The sequence below is a fragment of the Ancylomarina sp. genome, from assembly GCF_041555295.1.
Taxonomy (GTDB): Bacteria; Bacteroidota; Bacteroidia; order Bacteroidales; family Marinifilaceae; genus Ancylomarina.
In genome coordinates this window covers 20,418-36,670 of the sequence record NZ_JBFFKR010000001.1, presented here as the reverse complement: position 1 = coordinate 36,670, position 16,253 = coordinate 20,418, and the positions used below count along the sequence as shown (strand labels likewise).

The 16,253-nt window shown below is 35.2% G+C and carries 13 protein-coding genes; 9 read left to right on the top strand and 4 right to left on the bottom strand.

Features of this window, described 5'->3' with window-relative positions; translation table 11 throughout:
* Positions 1 to 49: 49 nt before the first annotated feature.
* The 5 genes from ABY905_RS00185 (at position 50) to ABY905_RS00165 (ending at position 8,262) form a co-directional block, all read left to right on the top strand.
* Complete coding sequence (locus ABY905_RS00185) at positions 50 to 4,423, top strand: translocation/assembly module TamB domain-containing protein (protein ID WP_372639394.1); 4,374 nt, start codon at positions 50 to 52, stop codon at positions 4,421 to 4,423.
* 219 nt (positions 4,424 to 4,642) lie between these two features.
* Positions 4,643 to 6,031: a sodium:proton antiporter NhaD gene (nhaD, locus tag ABY905_RS00180; protein ID WP_372639393.1), complete on the top strand. Its 1,389-nt coding sequence runs from the start codon at positions 4,643 to 4,645 to the stop codon at positions 6,029 to 6,031.
* A gap of 168 nt (positions 6,032 to 6,199) precedes the next feature.
* Positions 6,200 to 6,910: a MotA/TolQ/ExbB proton channel family protein gene (locus tag ABY905_RS00175; protein ID WP_372639392.1), complete on the top strand. Its 711-nt coding sequence runs from the start codon at positions 6,200 to 6,202 to the stop codon at positions 6,908 to 6,910.
* 8 nt (positions 6,911 to 6,918) lie between these two features.
* Complete coding sequence (locus tag ABY905_RS00170) at positions 6,919 to 7,311, top strand: ExbD/TolR family protein (RefSeq protein ID WP_372639391.1); 393 nt, start codon at positions 6,919 to 6,921, stop codon at positions 7,309 to 7,311.
* A gap of 3 nt (positions 7,312 to 7,314) precedes the next feature.
* Positions 7,315 to 8,262: a TonB family protein gene (locus ABY905_RS00165; RefSeq protein ID WP_372639390.1), complete on the top strand. Its 948-nt coding sequence runs from the start codon at positions 7,315 to 7,317 to the stop codon at positions 8,260 to 8,262.
* 58 nt (positions 8,263 to 8,320) lie between these two features.
* On the opposite strand, the gene ABY905_RS00160 is transcribed toward ABY905_RS00165, so the two are convergent.
* Both ABY905_RS00160 and glyA read right to left on the bottom strand, forming a co-directional pair.
* Positions 8,321 to 9,097: a sulfite exporter TauE/SafE family protein gene (locus ABY905_RS00160; protein ID WP_372639389.1), complete on the bottom strand. Its 777-nt coding sequence runs from the start codon at positions 9,095 to 9,097 to the stop codon at positions 8,321 to 8,323.
* Between the two features lie 92 nt (positions 9,098 to 9,189).
* The gene (gene glyA, locus ABY905_RS00155) at positions 9,190 to 10,470 is read right to left on the bottom strand and encodes a serine hydroxymethyltransferase (protein WP_372639388.1); all 1,281 of its coding nucleotides are present in this window, start codon (positions 10,468 to 10,470) and stop codon (positions 9,190 to 9,192) included.
* Positions 10,471 to 10,913: 443 nt separating this feature from the next.
* Between glyA and ABY905_RS00150 the strand changes: the two genes are divergently transcribed.
* Together ABY905_RS00150 and ABY905_RS00145 are read left to right on the top strand one after the other, a co-directional pair.
* Complete coding sequence (locus ABY905_RS00150; protein ID WP_372639387.1) at positions 10,914 to 11,396, top strand: hypothetical protein; 483 nt, start codon at positions 10,914 to 10,916, stop codon at positions 11,394 to 11,396.
* Positions 11,397 to 11,446: 50 nt separating this feature from the next.
* Entirely contained in the window at positions 11,447 to 11,950 is a 504-nt protein-coding gene (locus tag ABY905_RS00145; protein ID WP_372639386.1) for a hypothetical protein, read from the top strand.
* A gap of 58 nt (positions 11,951 to 12,008) precedes the next feature.
* Here ABY905_RS00145 and ABY905_RS00140 read toward each other — a convergent pair whose 3' ends face one another.
* Positions 12,009 to 13,403 carry an aldehyde dehydrogenase family protein gene (locus ABY905_RS00140; RefSeq protein WP_372639385.1) on the bottom strand — a complete coding sequence of 465 codons (1,395 nt, stop codon included), beginning with the start codon at positions 13,401 to 13,403 and terminating at the stop codon, positions 12,009 to 12,011.
* 114 nt (positions 13,404 to 13,517) lie between these two features.
* Between ABY905_RS00140 and ABY905_RS00135 the strand changes: the two genes are divergently transcribed.
* Complete coding sequence (locus tag ABY905_RS00135; protein ID WP_372639384.1) at positions 13,518 to 14,219, top strand: XRE family transcriptional regulator; 702 nt, start codon at positions 13,518 to 13,520, stop codon at positions 14,217 to 14,219.
* Positions 14,220 to 14,372: 153 nt separating this feature from the next.
* Positions 14,373 to 15,320, top strand: a complete 948-nt coding sequence (locus ABY905_RS00130; protein ID WP_372639383.1) for a DMT family transporter — start codon at positions 14,373 to 14,375, stop codon at positions 15,318 to 15,320.
* On the opposite strand, the gene ABY905_RS00125 is transcribed toward ABY905_RS00130, so the two are convergent.
* Positions 15,317 to 16,219, bottom strand: coding sequence for a cation diffusion facilitator family transporter (locus tag ABY905_RS00125; protein ID WP_372639382.1), 903 nt, complete (start codon positions 16,217 to 16,219; stop codon positions 15,317 to 15,319). The genes ABY905_RS00130 and ABY905_RS00125 overlap by 4 nt on opposite strands.
* Positions 16,220 to 16,253: the final 34 nt, after the last annotated feature.

The following is a 16,253-nucleotide window of genomic DNA, read 5'->3' as shown; positions in this document are numbered from 1 at the left end:
CCTCAAAATATCAATTTGGTCCATAGCAAGTATCATTATGGTGCTTATATTGACATATCTAATATTTTTGAGCCCTCGCGTACAAACGTATATTAGTCAAAAGATAGCCATATATATATCTGAACAGACCCATACTCCTGTTACAATAGAAGGTGTAGACTTTTCTCCTTTTAAAAACATCATCCTCAAAGGTATTTACATTGAAGATTATAAAAAGGATACTTTAGTTTATGTTGGAGAGTTGAAATCCAAACTTGATTCAATAGATTTCAAAACAAGAAAAGCGTATATAGGCAAGCTGATCCTAAATAAAGCATATTTTAATTTGTACGAGGGTGAAGATCGAAAACAAAACCTTCAAGTTTTTATCGATTCTCTTTCAAAAAAACAAGAAGTCCAAGATACATTGATACAAGGGAAACCTTGGAATATTAATGTTTCAAACCTCGACTTAATAAATTCTCATTTCAGTTTTGTTACAATTCATGCAAAAAAACAAGCTTTTGGCATGAATTACGACGACATTGATGTTAAAAACATCAAACTTCAAGCTCGTAAGATTAAAATCATTGGCGATTCTGTTGTTTTTGATTTAAAACATATGAGTTGTATTGAAAAATCAGGCTTTGTTTTAAAAGATTTTAAAACTCATTCTTGGATTACACCAACACAATGGGGTATGTCAGGTGTGACCATGAGTTCAACTAAAAGTAATGTTTCTGCACGACAGATACTTTTAAATTATGAAAGTGGACAAGGCTACTGGAGGCATTTTACTAAAAAAATGAAGCTTGATTTTCAAATTAAATCATCAAAAATTAATTTCGAAGATCTGGCTTATTTTAACGACAGACTTTTAGGCTTTAGGGAATACGGTTTCTTATCTGGTCATGTGTATGGAACAATTTATGATTTAAAGGGGCAGAATATTAATATCCTTTATGGGAATCAAACCAGCTTCAAAGGCCGATTCTATATGAATGGTCTCCCTAGTATTGCCGACTCATACCTCGAAGCTGATTTTAAAGATCTTACAACTAGCATTTCAGACATTGAGAGTATTTACATCCCTAACTATGAGGACAATTATATTCAACTTCCTAGTCAGCTAGATAATTTGGGTCTCATACATTATCAAGGAAAGTTCAATGGTTTTCTTAACGATTTTGTCTTTTATGGAAATTTCCAAACTGACCAGGGTAATATCAGAACTGATATTTTACTCAAGCCCAGCCTTATAGAAAACAACCTAAGTTTCACAGGTGATATAAATACTCAAGATTTTAACCTTGGACACCTTTTAGGTCAAGAAAAGATTGGAAAAGTATCAATGAATGTTGCCTTAAAGGGATCCACCTCTAAAGATGTGACTCAAGGTGTAATGAAAGGTAATATCAGAAAATTCAATTTCTTTGATTACGAATACAAGAACTTATCACTCGACGGGTATTTTGCTGATAAACATTTCGATGGTAAAATCTCACTTCTCGACCCAAATATAGGGCTTGACTTTACAGGTAAAATCGACCTTTCAAAGGAGACTCCAGTAGTTAATTTCAATTCTCAATTGAAGAATGCTAAATTATTTCCTTTACATCTTAATACAAAAGATGAACTCTCGGAACTCAGTTTAAGCTTAAATGCAAACTTTACAGGTGCACGATTTGATAATGCTAATGGTAATATTTTGATCGATGATATTAAATACAAAAACGACAGAGGAGAATTCAATTTAGATAAGATTACAATCGATTCTAAAACCACACCAGAACTCAAACAATTCAATTTAAAATCAGATTTAGCAGATTTAAATGTGAAAGGAAACTACGAACTTGATAAGCTCGTTTCATCCTTATCAAACATGATATACTACTACCTACCAGCCTATGCTCCTGATTCATCATACACTAAAATAGACTCAACCAATAAGTTTGAATTCGATCTGTTATTAAAGGAAAACGCAGAGTTGACCGAACTAATCTATCCTGAAATAAGCTTAGCACCCCAAAGTCAACTGAGTGGGAAAATTAATGCAAAAGAGCATTCCTTAAACCTTGAACTTGACATTCCATCCTTAAATTACGACTCAAAATATATTGAAGGAATTAAGGTAAGCTTGAACACCAACAACAATAAACTCAGTTTAAAGGGACGTAGCGATAAATTATCTTTCACCAATGATTATAACATTTTCAATCTTTCACATCAGATTGAAGCCCAAAAGAACCAAGTTAAATACGATTTAAACTGGAATAACTGGGGTGCAAAAACATATAGTGGCTCCTTATCTGTCATGGGAACTGCCAGTTCTAAAAAACTGAATTCAGATCCGAAATGGGAAATTGATATTCTACCCAGCACTTTGATTCTTTCTGATAGGACTTGGCAAATAAGTCAATCACACATTCAAATAGACAGTACAAGCTATACTATCGACCAATTTGAGATTAGGCAAGATGAACAATTTCTATCTATAGATGGCAAGATTTCAACTCAAGTTGAAGACATGATTAAATGTCAGATCAATAATATCAGCTTGAAGAATATAAATACGATTACTAACGGCAAAAGTTTAGGCATTGATGGTAATACTAGAGGCTACTTTCAACTCTCTGACTTCTATGGAGATCGCCTAACTAAATCTGACCTTATTCTAGATAATTTAACTTTTAATAGTGATACTATTGGAGATTTCCATCTTAAAAGTGATTGGGATAAAATTGAACAAAAGCTATCTATTAAATCATATGCGATTCATAACAATAAGCGAGAGATTAATATTGAAGGTGACTATTTTCCTGTATCAGATTCAATTAATCTAAGTCTCAGCTTAGATTCGATGCGTATGAATGCACTTCGTCCTTATTTGGAAGGAAATATATCTGAACTAAAAGGACGATTGGGTGGATTTATGAAAGTTGAAGGTCCTACCAGTTCACCTCGCTTTTATGGTAAGCTTAAATTCCTAGATACAAGCTTCAAGATTGATGAGTTGCAAACTAAATACTCTTGCAATGACAGTATTATTTTCACACCACAAGAAATACAATTTAATAACTTAAAATTGTATGATTCCGAAAATAATCTGGCTGAAATTTATGGTGCTATCTCACACAATAATTTCGAAAAAATTGATTTAGACATAGCTCTTAATACTAAAAACTTCAAACTTCTTAACACCAAAATTACTGACAATGAGCTTCTATACGGTCAAGCTTACATGACGGGCATTACACACCTATATGGTTCTCCAGATGATATAGAAATTGAGATCGATGTGAAAACCAATAAAGATACCCGAATATACATCCCTCTGAACAAAACAGGTGACATTGAGAAAAGCAATTTTATCACTTTCATTAACTCATATGAAACAGTCGAAATCGCAAAGGAAAAATATGATATCGATCTTAGCGGTATAAAACTAAATTGCAACCTTGAAATTACACCAGAAACCGATATACAAATCATTTTAGACCCTAAAATAGGAGACATCATAAAAGCAAATGGTACTGGTAATCTAAAACTAGGAATTGATACAAAAGGTGATTTTAATATTTACGGTAATTACACCATCAATACTGGAAGTTATTTATTCACACTTCAAAATGTAATCAACAAAAAGTTTGATTTATCAAATGGTGGGACAATTAAATGGAATGGAGATCCATACAGTGCAACAATTGATATCAATGCCATATACAATGTAAAGACAACTCTTTACGATCTCTTATTAAATACGCCATATGTCGAGAACAAGAAAAAGATACAAGTTCAGTGTAAAATGAACCTAAGCCAACAACTTAGCAATCCTAATATTCGTTTCGATATCGATTTTCCAACACTAGATCAACAAACACAAAGTATTCTTGATGCTCTTTTCTCAACAGAAGATGAGATGAACAAACAAATTCTATCCTTATTGGTATTGAATCGTTTTTATACACCAGAGTATATGCGATCTACGGATGCTGAATTTGAAAATAAAAATTCAAGTTATGCGGTTGGGGTCACAACTAGTGAGTTATTGTCTAATCAATTATCTAACTGGCTTAGTCAGATTAGTAATAAATTTGATGTTGGTTTCAGTTATCGACCGGGTGACAATATTACTAGCGATGAAATAGAAGTTGCTCTTTCGACGCAGATTTTCGATGATAAAGTAACAATTAATGGTAATTTGGGAACCAATTCTAATAAAAACCAAGACAATGATATTGTAGGTGACTTCGACGTAAATATAAAAATTGATCAAAAAGGAAAATTGAAATTGAAAGCTTTCACCCGATCTAATGATTATTTATCAGATAATGCCTCTCGTAATACACAAGGTGTTGGTATATTTTATAAAGAAGATTTTAATACAGTCGGTGAACTGTTCAGAAAATACCTAAACTTTTTGAGAATTAACAAAAAAAATTAAAAAGACTGAATAACAAAAACTTATCTGAATAAACATTTAATTTTGACTTTTAGTGTTGTGAAAATTCAAAACCTCTTTTTTTTATTAATGCTCATTCTAAATTACTCGATATCGACTTTTATTAGGAATTAGGCGACATTTGGCATTCTCCAGATAGTTAAATATAACTATATTAGTGACCGACAAAAAGCAATTAATTAACTATTAAAACAAGATAATATGTTTACATTAATGGTCGTGGTTTTTGTTCTTGGCTATATTGCGATTGCCCTCGAACATCCATTGAAAATTGACAAAGCCGCTTCGGCGCTTTTAATAGGAGTTATAACTTGGGCACTTTATGTGTTTGGTGGTGTTGACATCCTTGGTTCAGGAGTAAGTAGGGCATGGAATGAATTCGTACTTAACAATCCAGGTTCCGACAACCCAGAAGCTATGCTTCATTTTATCACCCATCATGAAGTTCTTCATCACCTTTCGGAAATTTCGGCCATTCTTTTCTTCCTCTTGGGAGCTATGACCATTGTTGAAATTGTAGACCAACACGAGGGGTTTAAAATCATTACTGATAAGATTAAAACAACAAACAAAGTTAAGCTTCTTTGGACCTTAAGTATCCTGACATTCTTCATGTCCGCTACTTTGGATAATCTGACAACAACTATTGTACTCGTTGCCTTAATCCGTAAGCTTATTGATGATCAGAAAGACCGTTGGTTTTTTGCCTCTATGGTTGTATTAGCTGCGAATGCAGGGGGCGCATGGTCCCCAATTGGTGATGTAACCACTATTATGCTATGGATTGGTGGTCAGGTAACAACTCTTAATATTGTAGGACACGTAATAATACCAAGTTTATTCACAATGCTTGCTCCTCTTGTTGTAGTAAGTTTCTGGTTAAAAGGTGATGTAACTCGTCCACAAATAAATGATGCTGACAGTAAAGAGTATACCACACATAAAGAGCAACTTTTTATGCTATGCTTAGGTGTATCTGCACTTCTTTTTGTTCCCGTTTTTAAAACTGTAACGCATTTGCCTCCATACTTAGGAATGTTATTCGGACTAGGTGTTATGTGGGTTGTAACAGAAATAATGCATCGTAATAAAGGACATGAGTATAAATCTCGTTTAAATGTTACTGGTGTTTTAAAGAAAGTTGATGTTCCTACTGTCTTATTCTTTTTAGGTATTCTTTCTGCCGTTTCAAGTATGCAATCAGCGGGCCATTTGGATATCTTAGCCAGTTGGCTAGATTCAAATCTGCACAATGTATACACCATTAACCTGGCAATTGGTGTCCTTTCTGCTATTGTTGATAATGTACCTTTAGTTGCCGCTGCAATGGGCATGTATGATATCACTGGGCCTGAAGCTGTCGGCTATGCTGCGAACTTTATGCAAGATGGTATCTTCTGGGAATTCCTAGCATATTGTGCTGGTACAGGAGGATCTATATTGATTATTGGTTCTGCTGCTGGTGTTGCTGCTATGGGAATGGAAAAAATTGATTTCATCTGGTATTTAAAGAAGATTTCTCTTCTTGCTCTTATCGGCTATTTAGCTGGAGCAGCTGTTTTCTATTTGCAAGCAACTTACCTGTTATAAGCCGCAAGTTTATGGCAGTAATACCCTGTAAATATTTAACTTGAGGATTTTGAAAAAAATCTACTCGAAATAGTCAAAGAAGAAAATACAAATATTAATTTAGCGAGATATAATATTTTATATTATATCTCGTTTTTTTATATATCGACAAATCAGAAAATTGACAATATGAATTACCTTTCGATGTTTGCAGGACTTCAGAACATGGCTCAAAATGAGGACGTTTTAAGCGAAGCTGGAACAAAATCTACTGAAATCACACTTAATTTTATTGATTTAGCTTTTAAAGGTGGTTGGATTATGATTCCAATCTTTGCCTTATCCATTATTGCCATTTGGATATTCTTCGAACGCTTTTATGCAATCAGACGAGCTTCGAAGAAGGATGATAATTTCATGAATCGTATAAAAGACTACATTCACGAAGGTAAAATAGATTCAGCATTATCACTTTGTGAATCGAATGATACACCAGTTTCAAGGATGATATCAAAAGGAGTTAAACGTATCGGTCGACCTTTAAACGATGTAAATGCTGCCATAGAAAATATAGGGAACCTTGAGGTTTCAAAATTAGAGAAGAATCTACCAACACTTGCTACCGTAGCTGGTGCTGCCCCAATGATTGGTTTCCTTGGTACAGTTATGGGTATGATTCAAGCCTTTTACGCCATGGCAAATGCCGGAAACAATATTGATGTTTCACTTTTAGCAAATGGTATTTATACCGCTATGGTGACGACTGTTGCTGGTCTAATCGTTGGTATCATCGCTTATTTTGCCTACAATATTTTAGTTGCTAAAGTTGAAAAAGTTGTTTTCACAATGGAGGCTACAACTACTGAATTTATGGATCTTTTGAATGAACCAATCAAGTAATTCACGCTATGGCATTAAAATCTAGAAATAAAGTCAACCCCAATTTCAGCATGTCTTCCATGACTGATATTGTCTTTTTATTGTTGATCTTTTTTATGGTAACATCAACCTTAATTGCACCTAATGCATTAAAGTTATTATTACCTAAAAGTAGTAATCAAACTGCATCAAACCCGATTACTTCCGTATCGATAGATAAGCATTACAATTACTATATTGAAACAACACCTACTTCATTTTCAAAGTTAGAAGGTAAATTGCAGAACTTATTAGCTAAACATGAAGATCCAACGATTTCACTTCATGTTGATAAATCAGTATCAATGGAGCAAGTCGTAAAAGTGATGAATATCGCAAAAAACAATAAATACAAACTGATTTTAGCAACATCAGCAAAATAATTTATGACGGATTCCAGAAGTAAACGAATAGGATTTGTGGGAACATTATTGTTTCACGCAGGAATTGTTGCACTCCTATTTTTTTTGGGTTTCCGTACACCCCTGCCCTTACCTGAGGAAGAAGGTATTCTTATCAACTTTGGCAATACCGACCAAGGAGCTGGCAGGAAAAGACCGGCTACAGCACAGTCACGACCTGCCCAAAAGTCAAAACCTAAACCTATTCTTAAAAAGAAAGAAGTCGTAAAACCAATAAAGAAAATAACAAGCTCTCCAAAGGAGAAAATATTAACTCAGAATACTGAAGATGCTCCAACTTTACCTTCTGCTGAAGAAATTGCAAAAAGAGAAGCAAGGAAAGAAAAAGCTAAAAAGCTGAAGAAAGAACAAGACAAAGCGAGAAAAACCGAAGCCGATAAGAAACGTATTGCTGAGCAAAAAAGGCTTGATGAAGAGAAAGCCGAGCAAGTAAGATTGGCAGAGATTGAACGTGAAAACTTAGCTGAGATTGCTCGTCAAGAAAAAATTACAAACATTAATAATAAAACGAAGAATGCTTTTGGTAGTGGCACATCAAATGCGAGTTCACAGGGCAAGACTTTTCCTTCTGGAAATCAAGGAAAAACAAATGGATCACCTGATTCAAATAATTACACAAGTAGTGGATTAAGTAATAAAGGTTATTCTTTTGATCTAAAAGGGAGAAATTCGATATCAATTCCTAAGCCGAAATACAATCTTCAAGAAAGTGGGAAAGTTGTGGTAGAGGTAACAGTTGATCGCAATGGGAAGGTGACTAATGCACGTCCAGGAGTTTCCGGTTCAACAACGACAAATATTACTCTACTCGAAGCGGCAAAAAGAGCAGCACTGAAAGCAAAATTCAATTCAGACAGTAAAGCTCCAGCTTATCAACGTGGAACGATTACCTATCACTTTCAATTGGATTAGAGTTTGAATGAAACCTAAACTTCTAGCTTCTTCAATTAGCTGGAATCAAATCACGGTTCTATTTCAGTATCATCATAAATAGATCAAATACGCCTAAGAATTTGATTGAAGCAACAATAATAACTCCCATTAAAATATAACGAACATATTTGGCCCCCCAGCTAACAGCGAATCTAGTGCCAAACCAAGCCCCTATCATATTACCAAATCCAAGAATTAATCCAACTTTATAATCAACCTGATCATTGTAAATAAATATCACAAGAGCAAAAGCCGTATAAAGAAGAACTATAAATATTTTTATAGCATTGGCTTTAACCAGATTAAAACCTGCACCCAGAACTAAACCTGCCAAAAGGAAGAAACCCACTCCAGCTTGAATAAATCCCCCGTAAAAGCCTATAAAAAAGAAAATGATGTGTTGACTCAAGTTAGGTCGCTTTCCCATTTTACCCACCTGACCTTTTACCCAGGCATCTGGTTTATAAAGTACAATAAAGAAAAGAACTATCAGGATTGCGCCAATGGTCTTTTCCATGATTTCCTCATTGATATTAACAGCAAAAATTGCCCCGAAAATAGAGCCAACAATTGCAGGTAATGCCAAACCTATCCCTTCCTTGTAGTTGAAGACTTTCTGCTGTTTAAAACTGGCTACACCAACAATATTCTGCATTAAAATAGCAATACGCAAGGTTCCATTAGCCACGGTAGCCGGTATGCCTAAAAAAATGAGAAGAGCTAAAATAAGTATAGATCCACTACCAGCTAAGACATTGATAAAACCAGCAAATACACCTGCCAAAACAACTAAAATATACGAGTACCATTCCATAATTTATCCAACTAATATCAAAAAAACACTGACAAGGTATAAAAATAAAGGCCACCCAGTGGGCAGCCTTTAAAATATATCAGTAATAAAAATTACCAAGCAAACATTGGACGCTCAGTCATCAATTCATTAACACGAGTTTTAACTGAAGCAATAACTTCTTCGTTATCGATGTTCGAGATTACCTCATCAATCATTGCGACAATAATTGGCATTTCTGCTTCCTTAAGACCACGAGTTGTGATAGCAGGAGTACCCACACGGATACCAGAAGTAGAGAATGGAGAACGCGTATCAAATGGAACCATGTTCTTGTTGATAGTGATATCAGCTTTCACCAAAATATTCTCAACTTTCTTACCTGTAATTTCTGGAAATTTAGAACGAAGGTCAACCAACATAGAGTGGTTATCAGTTCCGTTAGAAACAACCTTATAACCAAGCTTCATGAACTCTTCAGCCATAACCTTAGCATTCTTTTGCATTTGAATAGCATAGTCTTTATAGCTATCAGTTAAAGCTTCACCAAAAGCAACCGCTTTAGCAGCAATAACGTGCTCCAAAGGACCACCTTGTTGTCCTGGGAATACAGCAAAATCTATTACTTGAGACATCATTTTGATAACACCTTTTGGAGTTGTTTGTCCCCAAGGATTTTCAAAATCTTTACCTATAATAATCAAACCTCCACGAGGTCCTCGAAGAGTTTTGTGAGTCGTAGTTGTAATAACATGACAATGAGGAACTGGATTGCTCAACAAGCCTTTAGCAATAAGACCAGCTGGGTGAGCAATATCAGCCATTAATAAACAACCAACTTTATCAGCAATTTCGCGCAATCTTACGAAATCCCAATCACGAGAGTAAGCAGATGCACCTGCAACAATCATTTTTGGATTGTGCTCCAAAGCTAAAGCTTCTACCTCATCATAATCAACAAGACCAGTTTCCTCGTTTACATGGTAAGGAATTGGATTGTATAGATTACCAGAAAGGTTTACTGGAGAACCATGAGAAAGGTGACCTCCATGAGCCAAATCTAATCCCAAGAAAGTATCACCTGGTTTCATACAAGCATAGAATACAGCTGCATTTGCTTGAGCGCCTGAGTGAGGCTGAACATTAGCATACTCTGCACCAAATAATTCACAAGCTCTGTCAATTGCCAATTGCTCAGTTTGATCTACGATCTGACAACCACCATAGTAACGCTTACCAGGATATCCTTCAGCATACTTGTTAGTTAAACATGAACCCATAGCCTGCATTACTTGCTCACTTACAAAGTTCTCTGAAGCGATCAATTCGATTCCTTCTTTCTGACGATTGTGTTCTTGTCCAATCAGGTCGAAAATAAGAGTATCTCTTTCCATTGTTGTTTTTTCTTTTGTTTATTTTAAAAAATCTGTCAGTGCTATTCTATAAGTTAGATCCTAAATATTCATTAAAATCAAAACTCAAATCAATTACAATCCGCTGAATTACAAGTTGTAATTACCTTAAAAAAAGCATGATTCCCACCTCTTTTCAATTTCCCAAAAATAGGCAATTAGACCTATTAAAAAAACATTTAAGACCTTTTTTACAATAGCTTTTGAATAATACAATAAACAGCTAATAATCAATAAATTTAATATTTGAAAATTAGGGATTCATTTCTTAGTTTATTTTGATTCATAGGAGCTAGAGATATCAAAATCGAGTGATTTACAGTGCTTATCTATTTTATGTAATTAATTGTTAGCTTTTTTGTACATTTATTACCGTCAAAAACAATTCATAGCTGGATAAATAATAACCCAAAACAAAACCTAATATGGAAACAATATCTGTTTACCCTAAACCTCGTCCAATTCTACTTACGGCACTCTGTGTTCTTACATTTATAGGTAGTGGCTTTGGTGTTTTTGCCAATTTAATGGCCATGTTTGCAGCTCCTTTTATGGATTTGTTTCAGCCATCCATGTTAGATGAAGCCTATAGTCAATTAGGTAACGATCCTGGTGACATGTTTGCAAAAGAAGCTCTGGACATGGTACTTGTAGTCATAGATAACTTTCTCGCCATTACTCTTTCTAAATTTATATTCTATGCTTTAAGCTTAATTGGTGCCATTATGATGTTTCAGATGAAAAAAATTGGATTCTATCTCTATATAGCTGCACAAGTAGGTTTCTTATTTATTGGTCCTGTATTTCTAGGATGGAATATATTTGTCAGTATGGCTCTTTTATTCTCTGGCTTTTTCTCCGTTTTATTTATCGCGCTATATGCGATCAATCTAAAGCACATGTCTTAATTATTCAATAATCAACTAATAACCTATACTAACACATTAATTTTATACCCATGGAAGACATTACTCAAGTTGTATTAGCTAAAAAAAGACCAACATTTATTACTGTACTTTGTATACTTACTTTTATTTGGAGTGGAGCTTATGGTATTCTATATCTTGGATACGACTATCTTACTTTCGAGAAGACTTATCCTCAAAAAGCAGGTATGTTTGCTGAAACTATAGAAAACCTTGAAGATGCAGGACAAGATTCAGGAATGATCTATGACGGAATGATTAAAGCACAGTATATTCTTGAAAAGACCTCACAAAACCTTGATACTTTTTATTTAGCTAATATCTTTTTTGCCCTGTTAAGCGTTCTTGGAGCATTCTTAATGTTTCAAATGAAAAAAACCGGTTTTTATGTTTACGCTGGTTCCAATTTGTTTTGGATGTTAGTCCCTGTAGGTATCATTGGGATGGAAATAGGGCTAGTTTCAATTATTAGCACAATAGCCATAGCGATTCTATTCATCATTCTATATGGAGTCAATCTAAAACATATGGAGTAATTTCAATACTCATAATAGAAGAAAGGCTGTCCATCGAGACAGCCTCTTCTTATATTATCTAAATCGATTTAGATCGGATGACCATTAACTTGTCACGAGTCATTTCTTTCATTGAATAAGGAATTCCTCCGACTCCAATTCCTGACGAATCTCGACCTCCAAACGGCATCCAATCCACACGAAAAGCTGTATGGTCATTTATCATCACTGCCGAAGCATTTAACTGACTAACAGCATCAAGAGCCTTATCCATATTTTTGGTGAAAATGGAAGCCTGAAAAGCTAAATCCAGGGAATTACTTCGGTCAATAGCTTCTTGTAACTTACTATAAGTGTATAGACAGACAACTGGTCCAAAAACTTCCAATTTTGAAACTTTTGAATCCTCGGAAGGATCTAGTAAAACGGTAGGTTGATAACAAGTCGCCATACACTTACGTCCACCACATAATAGCTCTGCTCCTTCTTCAACAGCCTCATTTACCCATTTATGAACTCTCTCTTGTTCACAAGAATCAATCAAAGGGCCAACCTCAATGAATGGATCAAGAGGATCACCAACTTTTATACTTTTAGCATATGCAACCAGCTTCATACTAAACTCATCCATAATTGAATCGTGAACAAAAACTCTTTGTACAGAAACACAAACTTGACCTGCATGATAAAAAGCCCCTTTCCCTAATAAAGAAATAGCATCGTTAATATCGGTATCGGGTTCTACAATAACTGGAGCAGAACCGCCATGTTCCATAGCACAGTGCGTACCAGGAGCTAACTTCGAGCGCAAAGCCCAGCCGACTTCAGCCGAACCTATAAAGGAAAAATAATTCACACGACGATCCTTCACCATAAGCTCAGCATTTTCACGATTACAAACTACCACCTCAGCCCAATCAACAGGTAATCCAGCCTCTATCATCATCTTAACAAGTTCGATAGCCGACATAGGCGTACTACTTGCTGGTTTAATAATGACTGGACAGCCCACAGCAAAAGCAGGAACAATTTGATGCACCGCTAAATTTAAAGGGTGATTAAATGCTGAAATACTCAATACCACACCAATTGGTTCAGGCATGGTAAAAGCCAAACGATTTAAAGAAGCTGCAGTTATTCCCATAGGAATTTGATCGCCTTTTATCTGCCCAATATATTCTATGGCTAACTGAACGCCATTAATAGCACGCAAAACTTCAACCTTAGAATCCTGATAGGGCTTTCCTCCCTCAGAAGCTGCTATTATTGTTAGCTCTTCAACTCGAGCTTCCATCAATTTCTTAGTTCGCTCAAGGATTGCGATTCGCTCGTAAGGTTTAAGCCAGCGCGAGCGATCTTTAAAAAGAGCATGGGCTTTAGCCATTTTCTCTTCTACAAGCTGTTCGTTCATTAAAGGGATTTCCTGAAGCAATCGACCATTAAATGGTGATTTAACTTTTATACTTGTCGTCATATGATTTATTTTGATTTTGTAAGTCCAAATTACAAGAATTCGAGGCCATTATCAACAAGTATTCTTTACTTTTGCACGAATTTTTAGTTTATCACATCCCTCAGACCAAACAACATGCAGTATCTAGCACCTAATCTAAAATATCTCCGTCTCAGAAAACGATTATCACAAAGTAAACTCTCTTTTAAAACAGGGATTGGAGCTTCATCAATATCGGCTTACGAAAAAAAGAGATCAACACCTAAGCTTGAGACTCTACTTAAATTCACCAACTTCTTTAATAGAAATCTTGATGAATTAGTACTGACAGATATTAGTGCATTAGATAGAGAGAAACTTCAAGACACCAAAGGTGACAAATTGAGAATCCTTCCTATTGTTGTGGATGCTCAAAATGAAGAAATGATAACTTTAGTTCCAGTAAAGGCCGCTGCTGGCTACTTAAATGGTTACTCAGATACAGAGTTTATAAGTGAGTTGCCCAATTTCAGAATGCCTTTTGCTGAACTATCAGAAAACAAAAGTTATCGTGCTTTTCAAATTGAAGGTGAAAGTATGTTGCCAATTCCTGCTGGGGCTTATATTATTTGTGAATATGTGCAAGATTGGGAACTTCTACGCAATGGCTCTTGCCATGTCGTTGTGAGCTCTGAAGATGGTATTGTGTATAAACGAATTCAAAAAGACCTCGAAAACAATCAATTTATCCTTCATTCCGACAATTCTGAATTTTCTAGTTTCGAAATTGGCTTAAATCAAGTTCTAGAAGTATGGAAAGCTCTAGGTTACGTCTGTTTTGACTTACCGAATGCTTAAAACCAAGATAACAACATCATAAACAAGCCACAAACTGAAATGCTCTAAAATTGAAAACAAGACTAAAATCATACTTTAGGCAGCTTTTATTTTGAAAATTTAGTTTACTTTCGTCCTGATTAAATTCATTCTAAATAACTCAATCCGACCATAATGGGAAATTCAGGAATATCAACAAATCTTAAAGGGGTTTTATTTGCTTGCCTAACAGCATTTCTTTGGGGCTTTCTACCTATTTTCCTGAAGGTCAGTCTTAAATATCTTGACCCAAATTCCATTGTTTGGTTCCGATTTACTTTTGCAGCTGGTGTTCTCATTATCTACTACCTATTTACGGATAGACAACAACTTCAAATATTTAGACGACCACCTGTTTTACTCGTAATAGCATCTTTAGCCTTAGGCTTAAACTATATTGGTTTTCTGCAAGGGGTGAATTATACAAGCCCTAGTAATGCACAAATCATTATTCAAACCGGGCCAATACTTCTGGCATTAGTCGGTTTTATAGTCTATAAAGAAAGACTGAACATAAAACAAATGGGAGGCTTTGCTATTGCTGGAATCGGTCTTATATTATTTTATCAAAATCAGCTACAAGGTTTTCTTCACGATCCTCAGGCTTTTAATAACGGCTTTCTTTGGATTGAAATTGGAGCCGTAGCTTGGGTACTATATGCGGCCTTACAAAAGAAATTGGTACAGAAACACCCAGCTCAAACACTGAACATGTTTCTTTATGGTCTACCCGCATTGCTCTATACACCCACTGTTGACTTTCCTGCTTTCGCTGAATTGAGTTTGCCTATTTGGCTGATTGTCATTTTCCTTGGTGTAAATACTTTAGTCGCTTATGGATCTCTCGCTTTTGCATTTAAATACACCGAAGCCTATAAAGTGAGCATCATTGTTACATTAAATCCGATCATCACGCTAATAGCGATGGCTGTTCTTTCGAGTATGAACGTACAATGGATCAAAACCGAAAACCTTGATCCGGTTTCAATGATGGGTGCTGCATGTGTTATCGGGGGCGCTATAATCGCTGTTTTCTTTGCAAAGAAAAACTTGATGGTCGCAAAAGCTAAGATTACAATTTAAGAATCGATACTTATATGTTCCTGGTCATTAGGATCGATATGCAAGGTGGCTGAATAGGAATGTTCCTTTGCAATCTGATTTTCGATATAATCTACGATCTCATGGGCTTCCCGAATTGTCATTTCAGGAGGTAAACAAATATGAAAAGTGATTTCATTGTGATCACCATAAGAATGGACATGGAAATGATGTGGATATAAATTTTCAGGGTAACAACGCTTACATGTTAATTTAAGTTTGTCAATAATATCTTTAGAAGGACTTTCCCCTAACAAGGTATAGATTGAATCTCTAATGATTTCATAAGCGGCATAACCAATTAACAAAGCTACAATTAGTCCTAAAACTCCATCGATCCACCAAAAATACTTACCTAAAAATATACCAGCCAAAATAACCAAAGATGATATGGCATCGCTTCTATGATGCCAGGCATCCGCCTTTAAAACTTTTGATTCTGTTTTTTTTGCGCCCCAAAATGCAAACTGAGCCAGAAGTTCCTTCAATATCACTGATGCAATCATGACATAAATAGCCAAGCTTCCAAACATAGAACTTTCTCTATTTTTCAGAGCATCATATGATTCTAAAATAAAATCGAAAGCAACAAGTAAAAGCATAATCCCAATTACAAAAGCCGCAATTAAATCGGCACGACCATGACCGAAAGGGTGATCCTTATCAGCAGGTTTCTTTGAAAATTTTGCTCCTAATAATACGATAACCGAACTCAAGCTATCTGATAAAGTATGCCAGGCATCAGCCATAATAGCAATAGATCCTGTAACTATACCTGCCCAATATTTTAGAGCAAACAATAAGAGGTTAGCAATTATTGAAAGGACACCTTCAAAATAGGCCATATTAGACTTGTCCAGTTTTTTTAATAATTTCTTCATAGTCTGTTATTCTAATCCAATAGCTGGATCATAT

Excerpts from the sequence above, each read along its gene's own strand:
- nhaD (WP_372639393.1), top strand. The coding sequence starts at position 4,643 with ATGTTTACATTAATGGTCGTGGTTTTTGTTCTTGGCTATATTGCGATT.
- ABY905_RS00175 (WP_372639392.1), top strand. The coding sequence starts at position 6,200 with ATGAATTACCTTTCGATGTTTGCAGGACTTCAGAACATGGCTCAAAAT.
- ABY905_RS00170 (WP_372639391.1), top strand. The coding sequence starts at position 6,919 with ATGGCATTAAAATCTAGAAATAAAGTCAACCCCAATTTCAGCATGTCT.
- ABY905_RS00165 (WP_372639390.1), top strand. The coding sequence starts at position 7,315 with ATGACGGATTCCAGAAGTAAACGAATAGGATTTGTGGGAACATTATTG.
- ABY905_RS00160 (WP_372639389.1), bottom strand. The coding sequence starts at position 9,097 with ATGGAATGGTACTCGTATATTTTAGTTGTTTTGGCAGGTGTATTTGCT.
- glyA (WP_372639388.1), bottom strand. The coding sequence starts at position 10,470 with ATGGAAAGAGATACTCTTATTTTCGACCTGATTGGACAAGAACACAAT.
- ABY905_RS00150 (WP_372639387.1), top strand. The coding sequence starts at position 10,914 with ATGGAAACAATATCTGTTTACCCTAAACCTCGTCCAATTCTACTTACG.
- ABY905_RS00145 (WP_372639386.1), top strand. The coding sequence starts at position 11,447 with ATGGAAGACATTACTCAAGTTGTATTAGCTAAAAAAAGACCAACATTT.
- ABY905_RS00140 (WP_372639385.1), bottom strand. The coding sequence starts at position 13,403 with ATGACGACAAGTATAAAAGTTAAATCACCATTTAATGGTCGATTGCTT.
- ABY905_RS00135 (WP_372639384.1), top strand. The coding sequence starts at position 13,518 with ATGCAGTATCTAGCACCTAATCTAAAATATCTCCGTCTCAGAAAACGA.
- ABY905_RS00130 (WP_372639383.1), top strand. The coding sequence starts at position 14,373 with ATGGGAAATTCAGGAATATCAACAAATCTTAAAGGGGTTTTATTTGCT.
- ABY905_RS00125 (WP_372639382.1), bottom strand. The coding sequence starts at position 16,219 with ATGAAGAAATTATTAAAAAAACTGGACAAGTCTAATATGGCCTATTTT.